Below are 23,554 nucleotides of genomic sequence, written 5' to 3'. Positions count from 1 at the left end.
TCCAGCCCCGACCGCCCGCGATCCGGCGCTTACGCCAGAATTGCCTGAAACGCCCGCTGCCGGTAGAGATGTTCGAACAGGTTTCCCTCGTGAGGCTGATCCCAGCTCAACTGGTAGGTCGGAATTGGCCCGAGGTTCAGCCGGTCAATATGCGGTGTCGAACGCATGGCACGAAGAAATGCCGGGTCCCGCGAAATCACTGTCCCCACCAGCGTATCCCCGATCGCCTCGGGAATGACCTGAGCAGGGCATTCAACCACCGCTGCGAACGGGAAGAGAAACTCTTTGTTGGCGAGCGGATGTTTCCATGATGGTTCATCCTGGAGATCGACCGCGGCGCTTGACGATGCACCCGACGCCGGCGTCCCCGGCTCAATCCACACGATCGTCGGCAGCAGCCATGCAAGACGCCCCTTCTGAACGAGTCGCGGCCCGCCGCGTTTTGCGGCCGTCACGTCGATCGCGCCGTTCTTAAGCTGCGAATCAATGGAGAGCGAGATCATCTCCGCCATGCGCGGATTGGCGAATGCCGCAATTTCGGCGCGGGGGTCCTCGGCCGGCAGCGCTTCCGCCTTCGCCAGTCGATCGGAAAGTGCCTCGGCGATGACACGTCCATTTCTTGGCGTCCACACTCCCGACGCATTGATGCACGATCGACCGCCGTTCGCGGCGATCGACTGGGCCATGATGTCGATGTACTTCTCCCAGTCGTCCGCGGCATCGGGGCCGAGGATGATCTTGCTGTATCCGGGCCCGTGCAATTCGACGCGCGGGTCGTTTTCGTAGGGCCGGGTTGTGTCGCTGCCGCCGAAGAGCATTGAGCGTTCGCAACACCGCAGCAGTTCCGCCGCTCCGGCATGGTCCGTCGGGTAAAACCCGAAGGCGTCTTCAGGAATCCCCGCGGCGATGAATGCCTGGATGATCCGGTAAGGCGACCAGGGCTCCTCTCGGCCCGGCTTGAGGACGACGGGCGTTTTCAATGCAATCGCCGGAATCCAGAGTGAATGAACACCGGGAGAGTTGCTCGGCAGCACCGCCCCGAGACAGTTCGCAACCCGGAAGAAGCTGAGCGTATGGCCTGCGACCTGTCCGTGACCGGTGTCCAGAATCTCCAGCGGAAAGCCGCGCGTGAGCCCTTTCACGACTGTATCGATTTCCGCAAACATGCGATGAATCTTGCCCGCGTTGGAGCGGCAATAGCTGATCGGCATGCCAGTGGTGGCGGACAATTGCGTGATGTAGTCGTCGAACGATTGTTTTCCATCGCCCAGAGGCAGATCGGCGGTCATGAAAAGGTCGCCGGCGCGTCGGGTCATGTCCATCAATGCTGTGACGCTGAAGGCATCGAGCACGCCGTGGTCCATGCAGGCGATGTCCCGGCTGAGCATGCCGCTATTGGCCTGCGACACGCGGGCGACCGGCTCACCAGTGGCATGATGGACGATCTCGACAGAATCGACGGAGCTGTATGGTCTTCCGTTGCGTAGTATCGGAATGTGTAGCATGACGAGCGATTCAGTTTGGGTGATGCGGCACGGCGCGCCGCGCGCGATGTCCGGGCCGCCGGGCCTCATTATAGTCCGATGCCCGCGCGATCGCATGTCACGATGGCCCCGCGACGGGTGTTGATCCCGGCCGGGGCACGCGGCGGGTTACTCCACGGTCACGCTCTTGGCGAGGTTTCGCGGCTTGTCCACGTCGCACCCGCGCAGGACGGCGGCATGATAGGCCAGCAGTTGGAGCGGAATGATGCTGACGATCGGCTGGAGCGGTTCCGGCACCTCGGGGACGTAGAACACGTGTTCCGCCAGACCGGCGATTTCCGTGTCTCCCTCAGTCGCCACGGCAATGACGCGTCCTTTGCGGGCGCGGACTTCTTCGATGTTACTGACGACCTTGTCGTACTGGCTGTTCTTCGTGGCGATGAAAACGACGGGCATGTCCTTGGTGATCAGTGCGATGGGCCCGTGCTTCATTTCGGCGGCCGGCATGCCTTCGGCGTGAATGTAGGAGATTTCCTTCAGCTTCAAAGCGCCTTCGAGAGCCGTCGGGTAGTTGTAACCGCGTCCGAGGTAGAGCCAGTTTTCGGCATCCTTGTAGCGGTCGGCGACTTCCCGGATCTCATCGGACTGCGCCGTGATGGAACGCACTTTTTCGGGAATGGATGCGAGTGCTTCGAGATAGAACTGCAGCGCGTTTTGTGAAAGGTTGCGCCGTCGTCCGAGATACAGAGCCATCATCGTAAGGACAAGCACCTGGCCGATGTAGGCCTTGGTGCTTGCGACGCCGATTTCCGGGCCGACGTGCAGATAGACGCCGGCGTCGGTTTCGCGCGCGATGGTGGAACCGACGGCATTGACGATGCCGAGAACGGTGGCGCCTTTTTCCTTGGCCTCCCTGAGTGCCGCGAGTGTGTCAGCAGTTTCGCCGGACTGGCTCATTGCGATGAGCACGGTGCCCTGGTCGATGATCGGATTGCGATATCGGAATTCACTGGCATATTCGACTTCCGTCGGGATGCGGGCCAGGTCCTCGAAGAGGTACTCGCCCACGAGGCCGGCGTGCCAGGCCGTGCCACAACCGGTGATCACCACGCGCTGCGTGCGCACCAGCTCCCGCGCGAAGCTGGCGATGCCGCCCAGGTGAACTCGGCCTTCGGCCAGATTGACGCGGCCGCGCATGCAGTCCGCGATCGCGTCCGGCTGTTCGAGGATTTCCTTGAGCATGAAGTGCTCATGTCCGCCGAGCTCGATGTCCTCGAGCGTCATTTCCAGTTCCTGGACTTCCTTCGTGACCGGCAGGGCATCAAGCGTCGTGGTGCGGAATCCGTCTTCCCAGACGACGGCCATTTCTCCGTCGGAAAGGTAGATGACCTGGGTCGTGTGCTGAATGATGGCGGCGGCGTCGGACGCGACAACGTATTCGTTATCGCCCACGCCGATGATCAGCGGGCTGCCTTTTCGGGCGGCGATGATTTTGCCCGGTTCATCCGCGGCGATCACTGCAATGCCATATGTGCCGCGAACATCGCGCAACGCCGTGCGGACCGCGGTCTCGATGTCTCCGCTATAGAAATGCCCGATGAGTTGAACGAGCACCTCAGTATCGGTTTCGCTTCTGAATTCGACGCCGCGATGCTCAAGGTACGTGCGAAGTGACTGGTAGTTTTCGATGATGCCGTTGTGGACCAGCGCGATGCGACCAGTGGCGTCGAGGTGCGGGTGCGCATTGAGGTCGCTGGGTGAACCGTGGGTGGCCCAGCGGGTGTGCGCCATGCCGCAAACGCCTTTGAGTTCAGCGCCGACAAGCCTCTTTTCAAGGTTGGCAATGCGCCCGACGGCCTTTTCGACAACGATCTTTCCATTGCGCTGCATGGCGATGCCTGCGGAGTCATACCCGCGGTATTCGAGGCGCTTGATCCCCTCGATCAGAAGCGCCTGGGCTTCGCGAAAACCGGTGTATGCGACGATTCCGCACATAACGTTTGGCTCCTGAAGAAGTTGTCGCGCTTTGAGACTCCGGAAGCGCGGTGTATCCGCATTTCATCGGACGCCCAAAGCCGTCGATCGAGCATCGGCATCGAGGCCGGCCGCCAACCGAATCAAACCAGCAGGGATACAACCCCCTGACGAGGCAGCCCACGACATCGGATTCTCACCGCGAGCGCCGCGGAAGAGCGGATTCGGCAACGCCTGGACGTATATTATGCGCCGAATCGACTTGAAATGGTACGTCGACACCCCGGGTGACAGTTCGCCATGGGGATTACCGTTTTTTCGCCATTTCGGACGCTGCGAGATCGGAAATTGATGAGTAATCGCTAACCGCGCCGCAACGTGGCTGGAACTCCGTCGGGTTTGGCCGGTGGAATTGGCCACGGCCTCGCGTTGGCTCAGGCGGCGACATTCGGGGGCCCGACCGGATAGAATGGTCTGACGATGATAAAAAAGACGCGACAACCACGCCGATTTGCAGCCGGGCGTCTGATCTGGCTCACGGTGCTCATGGGTTTGCCGGCGTGCGATGGCCTTTCGTTTTTCGCGCCGCTTGTGTTGCCGGACAGTTACTCGCGCGTGAGCGGTGGCATTGCCGACGGGCGACCTTTCTTTGGAAAGACCTACGACGCCCTGAACATTGAACGTGGGGATTTTCTGCTCGCGACCTGCGGTTGCGGCGATTGGCGCGTGCTGATCCGGGATGACGACGGCCGAGAGCAGCAATTTGCCGTCAGTTTCTATGACACGGGCGAGTATGATCCGGCGGGCGAGGTTGTGCTTTTCGGTCGGGAAGAAGAAAAGCAACTCGCGGCGTTGGGGGCCGTGGAGCAATCGAACGGCACGGCGACCGGCTCGCTGGATTTGTCAATCTTCCGTCGGAGCTTTGCGGCCGACCGGCGTGAGACGCATACCAACGACATCGAAGCGTGCATTATCTGTCACATCGGGGAGGATCCGATTTACCCTCAACCGGAAGGCCACACGGTCTATCAGCCGGGTGTGACCAACTGCCTGGACTGTCATGAAGTGGTGATCAATTAGGTCTGCCGGACACCGAAATTCGAGATGGACTGCTACTGGCCGCTGGGCGCAGGGGGGGCGGCGACATTCGTCCCTGAGGTGATCGCCTTGAGCAATTCGACGGCCTCGCGACGATCCGTCTCGGTCGCGCCGGCGGCGTAGCCGGGCCAATCCTTCGCAATTTTGCGGGCCAGATCGATCAGTCGTGCCTCATCGTCCGGTGCCGGCCGCGATGCACCCTCGCGCGACAGCCGCGCCGCAATTTCCGGAAGCACACTGTCGCGGCCGAAGGCCAGAAGCCGCACTTCGGCATCGGCATCTGTCGAGAGTGTGTCGAGGAGGCGATTGACCGTGCCGCGTCGAGCCTCATCGGCGCCTGCACGAATTTCCGCGAGCCGTGCGGCCGCATCCGGCAGGGTCTGTTGCAGGGGTGACTCGGCCAGCCGAAGCAGGTCATACAGGCGGACAAATTCGGGGGCGGAGTCGGCCGCGTCGAGCCTCGCGCGGGCCTCGCGGAGAATGGCGTCGGCAAGCCGGGAGTGAAACGGTCCGTCGGCAGCGTCTTGCGCAAACTCACCGAATCGTGCCAAGGCATTGTCATCCTGACCCGCATGCAGCAGGGCTTCGATGAGGCGCACGTGCAGATCGACACGGACCGCCGCATCGAGATCCGCCGTCAGCGGCAGCGCTTCGGTCAGTGATTTGGCTTCGCCGGCGTAGTCGCGGATGCCCGACTGAGCCGATGCAAGTCGATCGAGGAGGGTTAGCCGCATCGCCGCGGGCAGCGGCTCGGTCCGGTCGTTCGCGTTCTTGATTGCGAGCAGAATCTCCGATCGCCGCCGCTGCGAGGCGATATCGTTCGGTCGATTGAACCGCTCGGCAAGGTCGAGTTGCTCGCGGATCGGCAGCCGGCGAAGAACGACAAGGTAGCTCTCCCACGCCTTCTCGCGGACCGCCGCGATTGGCTCCTGTGCCGCGTCGATGCAGTAACCGAGCGCGTCGAGATCCTCACGGCTGCGACCGCACCGCCCGAGGGACTGTACGACGGCCAGTCGCACTTCCGGGTCCTTGGCTGTCGCGATACTTCGAATCTGCTCTGCGCTGCCGGGATAGGAAGTGTATGCCGTGATCGCGGCACTACGCACTCGGGCCGACCGCGACTCATCCATCTGCGCGATGAAGATGGGGCGAAACTCCTCCGCGCCAATGCGGCCCATCGATTCGATGAATCGCTCAGCCATTTCGTCATCGCCCGGCGTGACGCGCTCAAATCGCTTCAGCAGTGTCTCAATGACGCTCCCAGCCGCTCCCCCAGCTGATCCGCCGCGCCGCGCGATCTGACCGAGTGCCGTCGCGGCTTCGGCAACGACCACTCGCGACGGATCATCCAGGCGGGCAATGAGCGCGGGAATCACCGCCGCGTCGTCAAGGCGACCCAGCGCCGTCACCTGGGCTGAACGCACGACCGGGTCCAGTTCGACGGCCAGCGCATTTGAAAGCCGCTCGCCGCTGGTGGGCGGACGAAGGTCGCCGACCAGTGCGGCCGCTCGACGGCGAATAACCGGACTGGTGTCGCCGACCATCTTGAGCACTTGCGACCTGATGTCGGAACTGATCTCGCGACGGTCGGTAATCAGGCCGTTGATAATGTCGAGACCCAGCCCGCGAACGGCGGCCGAGTCATCGCGAAGGAATCCGAGCAACTTCTGCGGTTGGGAGGCGTCCGGCGTCAGGGTGTATGTCTCGCGCAGCGCCGAAACCAGCCGTCCAAGCACCGCCTCACGATCCATTCGCATGCGCTGGATTTCATCGCGGCGACGCTGGTTCACATCGCGAAGCCAGTCAAGCGGTTTTTTCTCACGATGGGTGTCCCACCAGGTTCGGGCAGACACCGCGTCGATAAACCGCACCCCGGCCGCGTCGGACAAGGCATCGAGCGCGATGACGGGAACGAACTCGCCGGAGGCGGAGAGCAAGTCAATCAACGCTGCGACGGCCTGCAAGTCTTCCCCGAGCAAGCCCAGCGTGCGAATCGCCGCCTCGCGAGATTCGATCGGCTGCTTTTCATCACCGCCCAGAACCCGAAGCCGAGGAATCACAGCGCTTGAGTCGAATCGGCGAAGCGTCGGCGGGATCAATTGCGCAACTTCCGGCGGACTCCGCCCAAGCAAATTCAGAAGCGGATCGAGCAGTGCGGAGGGCGTCTGCTCCGTGTTGATAATCGCGCGGCAAACGGCCTGCTTCGCAAGCGTGTCATTCGGACCTTTCAACACATCGATCAATCGGCGTGCCGCTTCGTCGGAGGCGTTGCGAAGCAGGCTGCGCGCCCCCAGTTCACGCGCTTCCGGCGTGTTGTTGCCCGTGACCAGCAGAAGGAATTCGTCCAATTCCTGCGCCGAGGATTTGTTCGCACTTGCCGGCGTGCCTTCCGCGGGCTGAGTCGTTGGATTTGGCTGCGTGGTGGCTCCGAGATGTACGGCGATCGAACCGAGGGTCGAATCAAGCGTCGGCGATGGCGAGACCGTATCGGCAGTTTCCAAGTCCGCGAGGGATGGGGAGCCTGCCGTGGGTCCGGTATCCGTTTGCGGCGTCTCGGCGCGTACCACTGCACCGAGAAGGAGTAACGCGATCAGGAATGGTGCAGCGAAGCGCATGAAGAGAACACCGCACGCCGGTTGCCCGACAGGCAAGCCGTCCCCGCGCCGACCGACTTCGGCAGCCTGTCCGATCATTATCAAGTGGCGAGGAAACTCCTTCTATCATAGTAAACGGCCGTCGTCAATTCCGCAGAGAATCGGACGTGCGCACGGATTTGAATTCGGATTGTCCGACGTCATGTCGCCCGCATGCATCGGCGGATCGAGAGTTCCCGACGGTTGCTGAGCCAGGCGATCCGAGGCTGGATCCTGGCAGGATCGCGGACACTCCGCGGGAAGCGGATGCCGCGAACCCGGTGACGCGGCCGGCGTGGGCGTCAAATTACAGGCGGACGATCTCGCCGTAGGACTCCGGCCGGCGATCGCGGAAAAACTGCCATGTATTTCGCACGTCGCGGATCATGTCCAGATTCAGGTCTGCCACGACGATGTCATCGGAATCGCGCTTGCCTTCAGCGATAATCTGGCCTCGGGGGTCGCAGAAATAGCTTTGGCCGTAGAACTCGCCGATGCGCCACGGTTCCTCGATGCCGGGCCGGTTGATCGCTCCGACGAAGTACTGATTGGCGACGGCGTGGGCCGGCTGCTCCAGTTTCCACAGATATTCGCTGAGTCCCGCGACCGTGGCTGACGGGTTGAAGACGATCTCGGCGCCATTTAGACCCAGGCAGCGGGCCCCATCGGGAAAGTGGCGGTCGTAGCAGATGTAGACCCCAACCTTGCCGACAGCCGTGTCAAACACGGGATATCCGAGATTGCCCGGCCGGAAGAAGAACTTTTCCCAGAAGCCGGGGGCGACATGGGGGATGTGCATCTTGCGATATTTGCCGAGGTATGAGCCGTCCGCGTTGATGACGGCGGCGGCGTTGTAATAGACACCGGGCATGTCCTCTTCGTACATGGGCACGACCAGGACCATCTTGTGCTTGCGCGCCAGTTCGGACATCAGCTTGACGGTCGGGCCATCGGGAATTTTTTCCACGAGGCTGTACCACTTCGTATCCTGATCGCAGCAGAAATATGGGCCGTAGAAAAGCTCCTGCATGCAGACCACTTGCGCGCCTTTGGCGGCAGTCTGCTCGATGAGGGCGACATGCTTTTCGATCATGCTTTTCTTGATTTTCTCGATGGGTGTGGTCCCGGGTTCGGACAGCGTGGCCTGGATGAGGGCGCCTCGGACGATGCGTGGCATGATTGGCTCCTTCGAAAGCTGGATTGCACGCATTATTGAGCAGGAATCGGTATGTGGCCAGTGTCGTCGCGACGAGGTGACGCCGTCGATGGCGTTGGAGCCGAATCGAGCACTGCCTGCTCTTGCGCACGGCGTGTCAGGTTTCGCCTAATTCCACCGGGCGGGTTATGATTCACGAGAGTGATTAACGGAGAAAACCCATGCATACGACTGCCGGTTCCAGCATCGAAACGGTCCCGCTGTTTTTGAACAATCGACCAACGCCTTCGGCCTCCACGCGGTTCGGGCCGGTGTTCAATCCGTCCACGGGCGAGCAGATCGCTCAAACGCCGTTTTGCGAGCCGGATGAGGTCGACCGGGTGGTCCGCGCGGCACAGGATGCGTTTCCGGCATGGCGGGAAACGCCGGTGGTGGAGCGGGCGCGGGTTATGTTTCGGCTGGTTGCGCTCCTGGAGAAGAACGCCGAGCAGATTGCTCGGATTGTCTCGCTCGAACATGGCAAGACTCATGCGGAGTCGGTCGCCAGCATCCGGCGTGGCATCGAGATGGTGGAATTCGCCTGCGGCATCCCAACGCTGAGCATGGGCGACACGGTCCACAATCTCGCGCAGGATGTGGACTGCGAGACCTATTGGCATCCGCTCGGCGTGGTCGCGGGCATCACGCCCTTCAATTTCCCCTTCATGGTGCCACTGTGGATGGTGCCGGTCGCGCTGACCTGCGGCAACACGTTTGTGCTCAAGCCCAGCGAGAAAGTTCCGCTCTCGGCGATGAAGCTCGGCGAATTGCTATGCGAGGCTGGTTTGCCATCGGGCGTGTTCAACATCGTCCATGGCGACAAAGCCTGTGTCGATGCGCTGCTGACGCATCCGCTCATCAAGGCCGTGAGCTTTGTCGGTTCGACGCCGATTGCTCGTCATGTGTGGGAAGTCGGCACGAAACACGGAAAGCGCGTCCAGGCCAACGGCGGCGCGAAGAATCACATTATCGTCATGCCCGACGCCGATCTCGATCGGACAGTGGGAGCCCTTCAATCCAGCGCGTTTGGATGTTCGGGGCAACGCTGCATGGCGGGAAGTCATGCCGTGGCCGTCGGAAAAGTGGGGGATGCCCTGGTGTCGGCGCTGGCGGCGAGCGCGGACAGGATGAAGGTCGGTCCCACCGATCGCGACAGCGGGGCGGACATGGGGCCGGTGATTACGCGCGAGCATCTGAATAGCCTTATTTCGCATATCGACCAGGGCGCAAAGGAGGGCGCGAAGCTGGCGCGGGACGGACGCGGGCTGAAGGTGGCGGAGGCGCCGAGCGGGTTCTACCTTGGCCCCACCATATTGGATCATCTCACGCCCGAGATGCACGTCTCAAAGACCGAACTGTTTGGCCCTGTGCTGGGTGTCACAAGGGTGGCCTCGCTGAATGAGGCGATCGAACTGACGAACAGGAGCCCGTACGGCAACGGCGCGGTTCTCTACACGCGAAGCGGTCATGCCGCCCGCGAATTCAAGCATCGGGCTGGCGCGGGAATGATCGGTATCAATGTCGGCGTTCCCGCCCCGATGGCCATGTTTCCCTTCACCGGACATGATGCCAGCTTTTTTGGCGATCTGCATATGCAGGGTCGCGAAGGGATCATGTTCTACTCGCAGCAGAAGATGATCATGTCGCGCTGGTATGGCGACGGCGGCGCAAGCGCCGGAGGCGCCGGGGAGTTTGTCACCACGCGCGGCTGACCAGACCGCGGGGAGCGTCGCTTCGGCGGCGTCGGATTCATGAAGCCGCGTGAGCTCATCAATCTCGGATTCTCGGAGGGTCCGGCGATCGGGGAGATCGTCCGGGCCGCGGAGCGCGCGCTGGCCGGTGGGGTCGCCTCGGATGAAATTCTCGAGCGATTGAGATTGCTTCGGGAAGATCCTTCGGCGCTGTCGAACGACACTTACTTCGGGGTTGCCGCGGACATGATACTGCAGGACACCCGCCTCGAACGATACATCTTTCGTGAGGCCGGCCAGGCCCGATCGATGTTCGATATCTGGGGTGAGGAGCGGATCGACGCCGGCGCCATCGACCAGATGGTCAATGCGATGCGACTTCCTGTTGCGGTGGCCGGGGCGCTCATGCCGGACGCCCATGTCGGCTACGGCCTGCCGATCGGCGGTGTGCTCGCCACCGAGGGTGCGGTCATCCCCTATGCCGTCGGCGTGGATATCGCCTGTCGCATGATGCTCTCCGTGTTGCCGATCAATGCTTCGACGACGGAGCCTGACCCGATCAAGAAGCTCGAAAGCGAATTCGTCCGTGTCATCGAACGCAATACGCGATTCGGCGCAGGCGCGAAGTTCACCGGGCGTGATCGTCGCGAAGCGCCGGTTCTCGATGAAGACTGGAACATCACGGACATCACGAAAAAAATGAAGCCGACGGCATGCGAGCAGCTCGGCACCAGCGGCGGCGGCAATCATTTCGTCGATGTCGGCGAGCTTGAGTTTGCCGAGGACTACAAGGGCGTCCCGGCCGGCCGATATGTGGCGATTCTTACTCATTCAGGCTCGCGCGGGCCGGGTGCGCGAACCTGCGATTTCTATTCGCGGCTCGCTCAATCGCTCCACCCCCGGCTGCCGAAGGAATATCGGCACCTTGCCTGGCTGCTTCTCGACAGGCCCGAGGGTCTGGAATATTGGGCCGCGATGGAACTCATGGGGCGATTCGCATCAGCCAATCATCACTGCATCCACGAGACGATTCTTCGTGACATGAATATGTCACCTATTTTGCAGGTGGAGAATCACCATAATTTTGCGTGGAAGGAAGTGCACGGCGGCCGGGAAGTGATCGTACATCGCAAGGGAGCGACGCCCGCCGGCGCAGGGGTGCTGGGCGTGATTCCCGGTTCGATGGCGGCGCCCGGATTCCTGGTGGAGGGCATGGGGCGTCACAGCAGTCTCGACTCCGCTGCCCACGGTGCGGGGCGGCAGTTTTCGCGAAAGAAGGCCAAAGAGACTTTCAGTTGGGACCCCGTCCGGAAGCTGCTTGGCGAGCGGCGTGTCAGGCTCATGTCAGCGGGGCTGGACGAAGTGCCCGGTGCTTACAAGCCGATCGAGGATGTGATGGCCGCACAGCGAGATCTGGTACGGGTCGTCGCCCGATTCGAACCGCGCATCGTGAAAATGGCGGACGACGGATTCGCCGAGGATTGACGCCGCCGCATGGCGGCCCTCGAGCGAGCGCAATAGCATGCGTCGCCGGGCTGGCGCAGAATCAGCCGCTTTCTCAGGAATGGAAGTCACTTCTGGGACGCTTCGGCGACAGCCTCATGAAGGCTGACGAGTTCATCCAGCACGTCGTCCGCGACGGGGACGAATTGTCCGCCGGTTGCGTCTGAGATGCGGGCCAGCTCGGTATCAGCGGCCGCGTCGCCCAATGCGATGACATGCGTGACGGCGCCGGACTGCTCGGCCAACTGGGAGAGGAATTCGATTTCCTGCGTCGAAAGTTGCTTTGAAAGGACGAGGAAAATCTCGTTCGCATACCAGCTTTCCGTCACAGAAAAGGCTCGTGGGAGATCCGTCATGCCGGACGGAATTCGGCCGTGCAGAATCGCCGAAGCGCCGGCCAGATCAGTCGAGGGTTCGAACACCTCGTACAGACGAAGGCCATCGGGATTTTCGACCGCCTGGACGATTCCGAATCGAGTGCTTTCCGATCCGAGCGACTGATTGACGCCATTGGTGACCAGTGCCAGCCTGTCGGCATAGGGCGACATCGTCGCGTCCCAATCCACGACATAGCCGATAGTTCCGCCCTCGACCGGAATGCCGAAGTAGCTGTGCAGCGGGTCGGAGTTGCGAATCGCCAGTCTCGGATTGTCTGCCGCCCGGGGCGCCGGCCGATCCGAACCGTCGTTATCGACGGAGGTGTCATAAGTCAGAAGCGTCGCACGGGGCGGCCGTCCGTTTCCATCGCTAGAAACCGTCCAGACGACGAATCCCAGAATCGCGGCGGCGACCAACGAGAAAGACGCAATGATGCGGTATGCGGTGATGCGCCCGCCGAGCAGAGGCTGCCTGGATCCGGCGGGCTGAGCCGCGACGCCGGGCCGCCGAGTCGGAAGTGCTTCGACATAGTGGCCGGAGGAGTGCGACTCGATTGCAGTGAGTGTGTCGGCAAGGGACGCCGGCGAATCTGGGCGAGCGCCGCTTCGTGCCGGGGGGACCGCGGAGGCTCGCGGCACATCGACGATCTGACGGCAGTATTTGCAACGGCAGCGTGCGCCCTGGAAGGCCTCTTCCAGAACGAGCATTCGCCCGCAAGAACTGCATTTCAGATTCAGCGGCACTTGTACCGCTCCTTGAGCAACCAGAAGCCGCCTGGAAATCAAGCGGAAGAACCCACTCCTCGGGTCGCCCAAATTACTACGGTTCAGCCGATCAGACTGATCGCTGAAGACACCGGACAATTCGCCGGATTTCCGCCCAGAGCACACGCCGAGTTGTCCGTTACTGACTACTCCAAATATACAAGAATCTGGGGCGAATTGTCCAGTCTAAGGAATTTTGAATGCTAAGCAGGTTAATTGTGGTGCCCCCTGCTGACGGGCCGCCTTCTGGTGCCTGTGCGTATATGTTGGGTGCCCAACCCAGCGGCCTGTGATATATGATAGCATGAGCGGATTTGATCCCGGCCCGGCGTTTTGCCGCTTCAAGCGCGTCGTGCAGGGTACCAATGCCGTCCACCAGCCCCACTTCCAACGCCTGTTTTGCGAGATAAACCCTGCCGTCAGCGGCTTTTAGCACTTGTTCGCGGTCCATGTTCGGTCGTCCGGCGACTACCACATCCACGAATTGCGCGTAGAGTCCATCCACCATCGTCTGGAAGAGTTCCCGCTCCTCTTTGCGCATTTTTCGCAGGGGAGTGCCCGAATCCTTGTGTGGACCGGAGGTGATCGCATCCGCCGTGATTCCCAGTCTCCCGAGACCGTCGGACAGGTCCATCATCTGCATGATAACGCCGATCGAGCCGGTGATCGTCGAACGCTGGGCGATGATCTCGTCAGACGCGCAGGCCAGATAGTACGCTCCGCTCGCCGCGACATCCTGGAAGAACGCCACAACGGGCTTGCCGGTCTTCTGCTTGAACGCCTGAATTTCGCTGTAAAGGATGTCGCTAGCAGTGACTGTGCCGCCTGGGGAGTTGATTCGAAGCACGACAGCCTTCACGCGGGAGTCGTTTGCCGCCTTGTCCAGCTTCTCGACCGTGGCCGACACCATGTGTTCGCCTTCGGAGAACAAGCCCGGTTGGTGAGCGTTCATCAACAGGCCGCTGATGTCGATGATGGCAATTCGATCACTGACCCAGCCGGGATCCTTGTGGACAATCCGCTCTTTCAGCGATTGGTCGTTCGGCATCGAGGTGATTTTGAAGCTGCCGGTGGGCATGCATCCGGCGAAAACGATGACCACGAAGCCGGCGATCCCGCTTGCCACCAGGCGAGTTCTCACAAAGCGAAACATGAAATTCTCCTCCGTTCTCTGAGTTGAACTCCGTCGCGAAGCGTGCCAATCGAGGCAATTCACATCGTGCCCCGTTGTCTGAGCGCTTCATAGAAAAAGAGCGCGGCCGTCACTGACACGTTGAGACTGTCTGCCCGACCGCACATCGGCACACGAGCCCCGATCGCACGATCGCCCCATCGCTGCGTCAGTCCCCTCGCCTCGGAGCCGAGTACGACCGCTGTGGGGTGTCCATAGTCCAGTTCATGGTAACTGCGTGAGGCATGGGGTGTCGCGGCCACGATCTGAAGCCCTTGTTCCGCACACCAGTCGCGGGTCGAATCGAATGTGGCTTCGACGAGCCTCGTGCTGAAAATCGTTCCGGTGCTGGCCCGAATGGCGTTTGGACCGTACGGATCAGCAGCCGCCTCGGTGACGATTACCGCGCGGACCCCCGCACCGTCTGCGCTCCGCACGATCGCGCCGATGTTGCCGGGTTTCTCCAATCCCTCGATGACCGCGACCAGCGCGGAATTCCCCAGGTCGATTTGCTCAAGACTATGCGACGGCCTCCGGGCGACGACCACCAGGCCGTCTCCGCGCTCGCCATAGGCGATTTTTTCCAGTACACGATCGGAGATCGTGACGAGCCTTGCTCCGATCTCGCGGAGTCGGTGCAAAACGGCCTGTCCGGCGGGGGTCTGGAGTTTCGGCTGGTGGACGAAGGCTTCTTCGATCACGACGCCGGAGTCGATGGCGCGCTGAATTTCGCGGAGGCCGTCGATGAGAATCAGGCCGGTCTCGCGCCGGGTCCGCGCATCGCGCAGATCGGTCACTTCCTTGATGCGCGGGTTTCTCGTGCTGGTGATGGCGTCGGTCATTGCATCGATTGTCGCCGTGCGCGATCTCGGCGCGGGTGAATACTGACAATCCGTTCAAATCCGGTAGGCCTCATCCGTCGGCCGCAGCGGTCGATTGAACCAGAGCGGACGTCGCAGATTTCCCGGTCCGACCGGCCATCGCGTCTTATTCATCCATGCCTCGAATATCTGCATCGACTTTTTGGTGTCGACAACGACATCGCCGCATTGATCGCCCGGCCCGGCCCGCTCAATCCGCACGCGCTGATGCCAACAGTGCATGCCGCTGATCGGGTCGGGATGGACGGGGAAGGTCAGATTCTGCGGCACGCCGCCTTCGCGCCACCACAGCCGTTTGCTGTCGGGGTCCTTGCTTTCAAATGGAACGGGGCCTTCAAGGGTCCGCATCCGCCAAACCCCTTCGCCCGCCTCCTCGACTGCCACAGTATTGGCACTCCACCGGCTGTTCGGCGGGTCCACCCGTCGACGCCATCGCCCGAGATGGTGCGAACAGGCGATCACCCCCGGTCGAATCGCTTCGGTCACCCAGCAGCGATCGACGAAATGGCCGATGTCCGTGACGACGCGGACCAGGTCGCCGGTGGACAGGCCGAACTGCGCGGCATCGGAGGTGTGTATCCAGACCGGGTTGCGCTGCGAGATCTCGTTCAGCCATTTGGCGGCGCCGCTGCGTGTGTGAATCAGCGTCGGCAGGCGGAAGGTGTTAAGCAGAACAAACGCCTCCCGTGGCGGCGCGTTCGCGGCCTGGGGCGTTTCTTCAACATACACATGACTCGGGATGTAGCCGGGGAACGACTGGTCCGCCCAGCCCCATTCAGCCATCGTCGGGCTGAAAAACTCCAGCAGCCGCGAGGGTGTCGCGAATCCCTCGACGACTGTCGCCGTGAAGGCGTCGTCAACCGCCGGCACATCGCCGGCCTCTTCCGCCGTAACCGACCGGGACAGTTCGAACCTGCTCGCCCGGAAGGCCACCGGCGATTTCGGATTTTCCAGGGCGGAGATGGCGGAGGTCGCTCCTGCCGCGGCACGATTCTGCCGGTCTCGATGTGCCACGTCGAGGCAGACGCCGATCGCGTGGCCATTCCTGCTGACGACGCCCGACGCGGGATCGATCGTTGCGCCGGACAGTTCGTCATCGCTCAGGACGCGCTCGTGCCGTCTGTACGACTTCTTCTTCACCTCATACGCGCCGACCTTTCGCATGTAATCGAGCGGCGAGAGTCCCTGCTCCCGGGCTTTCTCCGTCAGTCCCGGAACGCGGTCGAAGATGTGTTCGTAGTATTCATCGACGCCGAGAATCTCGCCCGGACGCTTGAGACTCTCGAAGTACCTGCGAATGCCCAGCGATCCGTCCGGATCGATCGCCCAGGTCAGGGCGATCCAGAATTCGTCCTCTTCCCAGACCTTGCCGGGATTCGTTTCTCGCGTGTCGCGGATGACCCGGCCCTCGGATTGCGCGACCGCCCGCAGCACCGGCTGACGGAATGCAATCCATGTGGCACTGTGCGTTTCGTATGTGTTCAGATCGTGACGCTCGGGTCCGTGTCCCATCGGCAGCACATAATCGGCGTACAGCGCCGTTTCATTCCATGTCGGCGTCAGGGCGACATGGCAGCCGATCCTTGATTCATCCCGGAGGGCTTCGATCCAGACAAAGCCGTCGGGATAGGTCCAGACCGGATTGAAGACGCGCGTGAAGTAGGTGTCGATCCGTCCCCGTCCGCTCTTGAGAAAGTGCGGCAGCAAGAAGCTCATCTCGTAGTGCGCAAGCGGAAACTCCCGGGGCCAGTGCAGTTCGTTCCAGTGATTCTGCGGCGGCGGGACGTTGATCAGATTGGCCTTGTACTTGTTCCAGGCCGACGGAAGGCAGCCGCCTTCCGTGCCGACGCTCCCGGTCAGCACATGCAGGAGAAACAGGCAGCGCGAGACCTGCCAGCCGCCCTCGTGCGCGCTGGCCGCGCCGCGCCACGTGTGCGAACAGAATCGCGATCCGGCCTCGCCGATCTGTCGTGCGACGGTCACGATCCTGTCACGCGGCACGCCGCATTCCGCCTCGGCATATTCGGGCGTGAAGGACGCATAGCGTTTTCGAAGCGCGCGGATGAAGTCGTCGATTGCGTGCGGCGCCGCCGGTGCGTCGGCCGAGTCGCGGGAGCCGGGGCGGTTCGACATCGCCTGCATCGATTCGCGCCAGTTGGTCCAGCGCTCGATGAATCCGCGGTCGTACAGTCCCTCCTCGAGTATCACGCGGGCCATGGCGAGCAGCAGCGCCGCCTCGCTCCCCGGCCGCGTCGGCAGCCAGTACGTGGCCATCGACGCCGTGTTCGACAACCGGGGATCGACGACCGCCATCGTCGCGCCGCGCTTCAGTCCCTCGCTGATGCGCTGGGCGTGCGGGTTGAAATAGTGGCCGGACTCCAGGTGGGCGTTGAGCGCCAGGATGAACCGGGCGTGGGCATAATCGGGTGATGGCCGGTCATAGCCGGACCAGAGCGCATAGCCGAGCCGCGCGCCGGACGAGCAGATGTTCGTATGGCTGTTGTGTCCATCGACGCCCCAGGCGCGCAGCACGCGGTCGATGAAGCCTTCGGCGCCCGGCCGGCCGACGTGGTAGACGACCTCGTCGCGGCGGTCTTCCCGGATCGCGCGTCGAATGCGTCCGCCGATGTCGGCGAGCGCCTCGTCCCATCCGACCTCCCGCCACTGACCGCCGCCGCGCGGACCGACCCGCTTCATCGGCGTGAGAATGCGATCGGGGTCCGTGACCTGATTGATCGTTGCCGGACCCTTGGCACAGTTTTTTCCCCGGCTGCCGGGGTGGACGGGGTTGCCCTCGAACTTGCGGATCTCGCGGGTGTTCTTATCGACGTACGCCAGCAGTCCGCACGCCGACTCGCAGTTGAAGCAGGTGGTCGGCACGAGCTGATAGTGCCTGGCGACAGCGCGGCGCGGCCAGTGCCCCGGGTCGAATTCGACCACGTCGTTCCAGTCGGCCTGCGATGGATAGCGAGACAGCTTTCCGGTGGCGGTCACGGTGGATGTCGCGTCGGGTCCATCCAGGTCGGGCAGCAGGCCGATCCGGACGGCCAGCTTTTCGATCAGGCTGCGTGGCGGTTTGTAGGGCATGGCGGCTTGAGGCCTTGTGGGGCGCGGGGGCGCCGGGGTCCAGCGTTCATGTCGGGCGATGCCCGGCCGGGCGGAACGTCCGCGGGGGCGGGGCGGGCCCGGGCCGTGCCGCGACGCCGGCCAGTCCGCCGTCTCGATCCGGCATCGACCGAACCGCGGATCAGTGTACCCGAACGGCGGTCCTACGGAATATGGGCCGACATCGGTCGCGGGGAGGTCCTGGCGGCCGGCGCGAAGGCTGGCGGGCGGGGGGCGACAACGGGGCGTCCGTCCGGTCCGGCGCGGGGCGGGTCGGGTTGGCGGGCGGCATTCGCCGCGCGGGCCGCCGCGTGGCGCAGCGCGTCGGCCGGCGTCGTCGCCGGCGTCCGTCCGATCTGCACGGTGAGAATGGGGCTGGCCGCCCCCCGGCGATCGGCCCGCTGGCCCTGGACGGTGTACTCGACGCATTCGACGCCGGCGGGCAGGGTGTCATCGACAAACGTCTTTTTCCCGGCGATGCCGAGAATCGTGAATCCGGTTTCACCGGGCAGGCGGCGGCGGACGGCGTAGTTCGTGCCGCTGGTCCCCGCCGGGTTCGAGCATTTCCACGTGAGTGTCAGGCTGCCGGCACTGGCGTCGAGCGTGGCCGCGAGGCGCGCGGGCTGGGCCGGCGGCGGGGCGGGCGAGCGCTTCCGCGGCGGGGCGATCTGGGCGAGGTTGTAGACGTGCAGCGGATTTTTCGCCGCGCCGCCATGGGCGCGGATCAGTTGCACCGCCTCGGAGGCCTCGCGGGTTGCGGCGCGACAGGCGCCCTGCGCCTTGGCGGCGGCGGCAAGATAGGCCTGCCGCGCCTCCTCCAGCGCCCGTTCCGCATCGGCCAGCTTGACGACGGCGATGCCGAAGGCCGCGGCCCGGGCGGGCGTCAGGCCGATGTCACCGGCATGGGCCTCCCACACGGGGGCATGGGCCTGGGCCCAGAGCAGAAAGTCGGAACGTTTGCCGGTCGGAAAGGTGCTCATCGCTGAAAACGCCGAAACGCCGAAAAGTCGAAACGCCGAAACCAAACGCTTCGACGCTCGTGCGAGAATCCCTTCTCGCACATCCCGCCCCAGTGATCGGCCGCCGCAGGGCCCGACTTTCGCTACGGATGAACCGATTTCGCGAAATGATCAACTGATTTTGCGAATCAAGACATGCAATCCGCGCCGCGAAAGACCGTTTTGACGCCGGGATGAATCGGATCGCGCAAAAAAGGCACCCGCTCGACAAATCGATCCATCAAATTCCGGATTTGATGGATGCAATACCCGGCCGGAAGGACGGGAGGGAGGTTCCGAGAGACGGATGCGAAGGCTTGGGCAATCGATCCCAACGCTGGATGTAGGTGAACTATATCCGCACTTGATGACATTCTTGATACGGATCGCTATCGGGTAACCTGGTATTCCCCATATTAGTGGGACACGTTGTTTTTGTTCAGTACACCCCCTCCACCACCGCCTGCTGCATCCCCGAACAGGGCCGCACATTCGCACACCCGTCCCACGGGACCTTCGGGCACGGCGGCGTTCGCTGGCACGCGCCACGACACACGCGATGGATCTGCCGCTCTCGCCCCGCGTGGATCACCGGCCCGCCTTCGAGCGGCGCTTCTTCGGCGCGGCCGGTCGGGCGCGCCGGGCCTTGGCCGGCTTCCGCGCCTTGGCGGCGGGCCTGGACCGGTCCACCACGGGCGTGCCCGCCTTCTTCTGCCGCGACTGGACGTCGCGGACGATGGCCTCCAGGTCGTAATTGAACCGCCGCGCGTAGTCGTCGCGCATCCGCCGCACTTCCTCGACAATCGGGTCCCGCCACATGGTCAGACCTCCATCAGCTCCAACGGCGTGCAGATGACCGGCGGTCGAAAGCCGCGGGCCACGCACACGGATTCTATGCCCTGCCGCATGGATGCGTTGGCGATGTGCGTGCAATTCCACGTCAGCAGGTAAGTCATCTGGTGAACGGCCGCGATGGCGACATGGAGCGCGTCGGTCGCCGCGCGGGCCGGCATCTTCGCCCCGCGCAGGATGGCGCGGCCGAGAGTCAGGCACGGCTCGGTGACATCAAGGCGTCCGGGGCCCTCCAGCAACTCCAAACGTCTCCCGGCTGCCTGAACATCGCCCCCGGCTGCCTCATCCAGCACGATCTGCGACACAAACAGGTCGAACCGATGGCTTCGGTCCGTCCACCATTCGCGAGTGAGCGCCTGATTGGCCGCGACGACCAGATCGCGGCTGGGACGGGCCGACAAGTAGCTGGCGATTGTTGTTTCAAGATAAACGGATGGCTTCACGCGCTGAATTCTAATCGAATGCCAGGCTGGAATTAAGGGTCAGCAGTCGATTGTTGGTGGACGACGCCGGATCAGTACACCATCAGGCGACAGATGAGCGCATCCTCGTCTGTCGATTGTTGGTGGACGACGCCGGATCAGTACACCCCCTCCACCACCGCCTGCTGCATCCCCGAACAGGGCCGCACATTCGCACACCCGTCCCACGGGACCTTCGGGCACGGCGGCGTTCGCTGGCACGCGCCACGACACACGCGATGGATCTGCCGCTCTCGCCCCGCGTGGATCACCGGCCCGCCTTCGAGCGGCGCTTCTTCGGCGCGGCCGGCCTACGGCCGATTGCCGGGATTGCCGTTCGCACCGCCAGGATTTCCGGTGCCGCCCGCGCCGCCTTGACCCGGAGTGCCGCTGTGCGATCCACTGTTGCCGCCATTACCACCGGCGCCACCCGAACCGCTGCCGGAATTGCCTCCGATTCCACCAGCCCCACCATTCCCAATCGTTCCGCTGGCGTTCCCGCCAGTCCCGCCGGCACCACCGGTTCCTGAGCCCGAGGTGTTCCCTCCCCCTCCGCCGCTTCCGCCATCGCGCCCAGTCCCGCCATTTCCGCCAGCGCCACCGTTGCCACTCGATGCGGAACCTCCGTTGCCTCCATTCCCACCCGTGCTGCCGGTCCCACCACCGACTCCTCCGTTACCGCCAGCGCCTCCGTTTCCCGTGCCGGTACCCGAACCGCCATTCCCGCCTGCGCCACCATTGCCATGCGCGGCGCTCCCGCCGTTTCCACCGGCGCCACCCGAACCGTTCGGTGCGGCTCCAGCACCGCCATGGCCACCGTTTCCAGCGCTACCTTCTGTCGTGCCCCCGTTCCCGCCCGCGCCTCCATTGCCCCCGCCGCTTCCTCCGTTGCCCCCCTTGCCTCCATTTCCGCTTGTTTCGGCGTTTCCACCGTTGCCGCCGTTGCCGCCACCGCTTCCACCAGCACCGCCGGCGCCGCCGGCACCATTTCCAGCGCCGTTTCCTCCCGCACCGCCGTTACCGCCGTTGCTGCCACCGCTTCCGCCGCTTCCGCCCTTTCCGTTGGATCCGGCATCCCCTCCAGCCCCGCCATTTCCGCCATTGTTTCCGCCGCTTCCGCCAGTGCCGCCACTTCCGGATTCGCCGGCATTACCCCCATCACCGCCATTTCCGGTGCCCGAACCGTTTCCGCCATTTCCGCCACTTCCCGTCCCTGAACCATTTCCGCCGGGCCCACCGTTGCCGTTTCCGACGCCGTCGCCACCGGGTCCGCCGACTCCGTTGGGGCCAGTGCCGTTGCCGCCGGGACCGCCGTTTGGCTTGTACGGGTTGTCCGGATGATTGCCTGGATACCCAGGGTTGCCTCGTCCGGTGTTGGGATTGGTCCCGCCCCAGCCACCGCACGGTTCAGGCGGAATTGACTTCTGCATCAGCGCGATGTTCACGTTGTCGGGACTGCTCTTCACCGTCGCCTCAGGCGCGAGCTTCGATTTGTCGTGGGTGATGGCGATGTGAAGGGGACTGATGGACGGATCAAGATTCCAGAATGTCACGTGCGTGACATTATCGCAATCATCGTAGACGATCGCGCCAGTCCATTCGGGAGCGATGTACTTGAGCTGGCCCATCTCTGGTTCACGCGTGAATTGGACATCCTGGAGCGGCTCGCCATCGTATTTGAGTTCGATCGTGGTGATTTCGCCTTCGACTTTTTCCGCGATGTCAATCGTGTGGTCGCGTGTCCTGTGGCAGTCGACCCAGACCACTTCCGCGCGAGCTTGAAACCCGCAGAACAACGCGCCAAATAACGCGGCAAGGACGGCAGTTCTTGCTTTCATGTGATCTCTCCGTTGTCAATTGCCGCGAGCCCGATCCACGGCACCGATGCGCGGAAGTGTACAGTTTCCTTCTTTTTGAGTCGAGACTTCGCTTGTCTTTATGTTTTTCCCTTATTCTTAAAGGGCCTGCGGTGGCGAACCGTCCGCAGTGCGGGGCAGTGCCAAAGGTTGGACGAGTGCCGTAGCGTTGTCAGCCTTGACCGCTCACCTGCCCGCGAACACGCTTTAGGGTCAAAAGGCTGACATATCCTGCGCATTCCATGCCACTCTTCCGTACCCGCAACTTCAGCAGGTTCCGCGCCAGGTCGGCATCGTCTTCGGCGATCCAGCTTTTCATCTGATCGGCCGTGAACCGGCGCGGCGGCGGAAGGTCGCCCGGCACGCCCACCGCTACCTCAAGGGCGCGGCGCTGTTCAGTACACCCCCTCCACCACCGCCTGCTGCATCCCCGAATAGGGCCGCACGTTGGCGCAGCCGTCCCAGGGGTACTTCGGGCAGGGGGGCGTTCGCTTGCACTCGTCCCGCTCGAGGAAGCGGGGCATGAAGAACTCCTTCGTGAGTGTCGTCAGCCGGGCACGGCCCCACTCGCCGTAGCCGACGATCCGCGACTGGGTCTCGAAATCGACCACCTCCACGGCGGCCCGCGGCTGCGGCGGGTGGTAGATGATGTCGTAGTGGTCGGCGATGTCGAAGGGCTTGTGGGTGGCCAGGCCCATGAGCGTGTTGCCGTAGGTGGGGACGAAATCGATCTTGCCCTCGAGCAATTCCTCGCGGGCGAACCTGTGGAACTGGGGTGTCATGCTCGTGCCGCCGCAGAAGACGCCTCTAATGCCGGCCTTCACCAGCGAGATTTTCTCGCAGAGGGCCTCGAGCAGCTTGGGCGTCGTAAAGAGGCAGCGGACGTTTTCGTGGGCGCGGAGGATCGTCAACCCCTGCTCGACGACGTGGTCCTTGTATTCGTGCATGTCGCCCGGCCGGCCTCTTTTAATGAGCTTGACCACCCAGCGCGGGTCCATGTCGACGCAGAAGCAGATGCCGCCGCGATGCTGGGCGAGGTGCTCGACCGCGAGGCGCAACCGCCGCGGGCCGGACGGGCCGAGCATGAGCCAGTCGCTGCCCTTGGGGAAGCTGGCGTCGTCCAGCGTTTCGCTGAACATTTCGTAGTCGATGCGGAAGTCGTCCATGTTGATGCGGCTCTTGGGCACGCCGGTGGAGCCGCCGGTCTCGAAGACGTAGACCGGCTTGCCCGCCAGCCCCTTCGGCACCCAGCGGCGGACGGGGCCGCCACGCAGCCATTCGTCCTGGAAGTTGCCGAAGCGGTCGAGGTCTTCGTACGTTTGAATTTCTTTCCGCGGGTCGAAGCCGAGGGTCTTGGCGCGTTCGAGCCAGAAGGGGCAGCCGGTGGCGGGATCGAAGTGCCAGGCGACGATCTCTCGCGTGTGTGCGTCAAGACGGGATTTGGCGGCGGCGGCGCGGGCAGTCAGGTCGTTGTCGGACATGGTGGTTTCCTGATTCGTCCGGGGTCAGT

The 23,554-nt window shown here is 63.1% G+C and carries 17 protein-coding genes and 1 pseudogene; 4 read left to right on the top strand and 14 right to left on the bottom strand.

Annotation, left to right across the window (positions count from 1 at the left end):
- Positions 1-29: 29 nt before the first annotated feature.
- Both KF841_04875 and glmS read right to left on the bottom strand, forming a co-directional pair.
- On the bottom strand, positions 30-1,505 hold the full coding sequence (locus tag KF841_04875; GenBank protein ID MBX3394677.1) for an aldehyde dehydrogenase: 1,476 nt from the start codon (positions 1,503-1,505) through the stop codon (positions 30-32).
- Positions 1,506-1,652: 147 nt separating this feature from the next.
- The gene (glmS, locus tag KF841_04870; protein ID MBX3394676.1) at positions 1,653-3,479 is read right to left on the bottom strand and encodes a glutamine--fructose-6-phosphate transaminase (isomerizing); all 1,827 of its coding nucleotides are present in this window, start codon (positions 3,477-3,479) and stop codon (positions 1,653-1,655) included.
- 459 nt (positions 3,480-3,938) lie between these two features.
- Between glmS and KF841_04865 the strand changes: the two genes are divergently transcribed.
- Positions 3,939-4,538, top strand: a complete 600-nt coding sequence (locus KF841_04865) for a hypothetical protein (GenBank protein ID MBX3394675.1) — start codon at positions 3,939-3,941, stop codon at positions 4,536-4,538.
- A gap of 32 nt (positions 4,539-4,570) precedes the next feature.
- Here KF841_04865 and KF841_04860 read toward each other — a convergent pair whose 3' ends face one another.
- Positions 4,571-7,171, bottom strand: coding sequence for a HEAT repeat domain-containing protein (locus KF841_04860; protein MBX3394674.1), 2,601 nt, complete (start codon positions 7,169-7,171; stop codon positions 4,571-4,573).
- A gap of 325 nt (positions 7,172-7,496) precedes the next feature.
- Positions 7,497-8,366: an acyltransferase gene (locus tag KF841_04855; GenBank protein ID MBX3394673.1), complete on the bottom strand. Its 870-nt coding sequence runs from the start codon at positions 8,364-8,366 to the stop codon at positions 7,497-7,499.
- A gap of 200 nt (positions 8,367-8,566) precedes the next feature.
- Here KF841_04855 and KF841_04850 point away from each other — a divergent pair, with 200 nt between their 5' ends.
- Complete coding sequence (locus tag KF841_04850) at positions 8,567-10,096, top strand: CoA-acylating methylmalonate-semialdehyde dehydrogenase (GenBank protein MBX3394672.1); 1,530 nt, start codon at positions 8,567-8,569, stop codon at positions 10,094-10,096.
- Between the two features lie 39 nt (positions 10,097-10,135).
- Positions 10,136-11,560 carry an RtcB family protein gene (locus KF841_04845; protein ID MBX3394671.1) on the top strand — a complete coding sequence of 475 codons (1,425 nt, stop codon included), beginning with the start codon at positions 10,136-10,138 and terminating at the stop codon, positions 11,558-11,560.
- A gap of 86 nt (positions 11,561-11,646) precedes the next feature.
- Here the strand turns inward: KF841_04845 and KF841_04840 are convergent, their stop codons facing one another.
- From KF841_04840 to KF841_04800, 9 genes and pseudogenes are all read right to left on the bottom strand, one after another.
- A complete protein-coding gene (locus KF841_04840) occupies positions 11,647-12,699 on the bottom strand; it encodes a hypothetical protein (GenBank protein ID MBX3394670.1) in 1,053 nt (350 codons plus the stop codon).
- Between the two features lie 160 nt (positions 12,700-12,859).
- The gene (sppA, locus tag KF841_04835) at positions 12,860-13,873 is read right to left on the bottom strand and encodes a signal peptide peptidase SppA (GenBank protein MBX3394669.1); all 1,014 of its coding nucleotides are present in this window, start codon (positions 13,871-13,873) and stop codon (positions 12,860-12,862) included.
- 59 nt (positions 13,874-13,932) lie between these two features.
- On the bottom strand, positions 13,933-14,733 hold the full coding sequence (locus tag KF841_04830) for an RNA methyltransferase (protein MBX3394668.1): 801 nt from the start codon (positions 14,731-14,733) through the stop codon (positions 13,933-13,935).
- Positions 14,734-14,787: 54 nt separating this feature from the next.
- Entirely contained in the window at positions 14,788-15,555 is a 768-nt protein-coding gene (locus tag KF841_04825; GenBank protein MBX3394667.1) for a hypothetical protein, read from the bottom strand.
- 240 nt (positions 15,556-15,795) lie between these two features.
- Positions 15,796-17,859: pseudogene (locus KF841_04820) on the bottom strand (molybdopterin-dependent oxidoreductase).
- 182 nt (positions 17,860-18,041) lie between these two features.
- Positions 18,042-18,857 (bottom strand): hypothetical protein, encoded by an 816-nt coding sequence (locus KF841_04815; protein MBX3394666.1) that lies wholly within the window; start codon positions 18,855-18,857, stop codon positions 18,042-18,044.
- Between the two features lie 606 nt (positions 18,858-19,463).
- Positions 19,464-19,694 carry a hypothetical protein gene (locus KF841_04810; protein ID MBX3394665.1) on the bottom strand — a complete coding sequence of 77 codons (231 nt, stop codon included), beginning with the start codon at positions 19,692-19,694 and terminating at the stop codon, positions 19,464-19,466.
- Between the two features lie 2 nt (positions 19,695-19,696).
- The gene (locus KF841_04805) at positions 19,697-20,170 is read right to left on the bottom strand and encodes a type II toxin-antitoxin system VapC family toxin (GenBank protein MBX3394664.1); all 474 of its coding nucleotides are present in this window, start codon (positions 20,168-20,170) and stop codon (positions 19,697-19,699) included.
- Positions 20,171-20,456: 286 nt separating this feature from the next.
- Entirely contained in the window at positions 20,457-21,452 is a 996-nt protein-coding gene (locus KF841_04800; protein ID MBX3394663.1) for a hypothetical protein, read from the bottom strand.
- A 232-nt stretch (positions 21,453-21,684) separates the two neighbouring features.
- On the opposite strand from KF841_04800, the gene KF841_04795 reads away from it, so the two are divergent.
- On the top strand, positions 21,685-21,996 hold the full coding sequence (locus KF841_04795; GenBank protein ID MBX3394662.1) for a hypothetical protein: 312 nt from the start codon (positions 21,685-21,687) through the stop codon (positions 21,994-21,996).
- 443 nt (positions 21,997-22,439) lie between these two features.
- Here KF841_04795 and KF841_04790 read toward each other — a convergent pair whose 3' ends face one another.
- A complete protein-coding gene (locus KF841_04790) occupies positions 22,440-23,525 on the bottom strand; it encodes a hypothetical protein (GenBank protein ID MBX3394661.1) in 1,086 nt (361 codons plus the stop codon).
- Positions 23,526-23,554: the final 29 nt, after the last annotated feature.

It is taken from the genome of Phycisphaerae bacterium (genome assembly GCA_019636475.1).
Taxonomy (GTDB): domain Bacteria; phylum Planctomycetota; class Phycisphaerae; order UBA1845; family UTPLA1; genus JADJRI01.
This window is presented reverse-complemented; position numbering and strand designations above follow the sequence as displayed.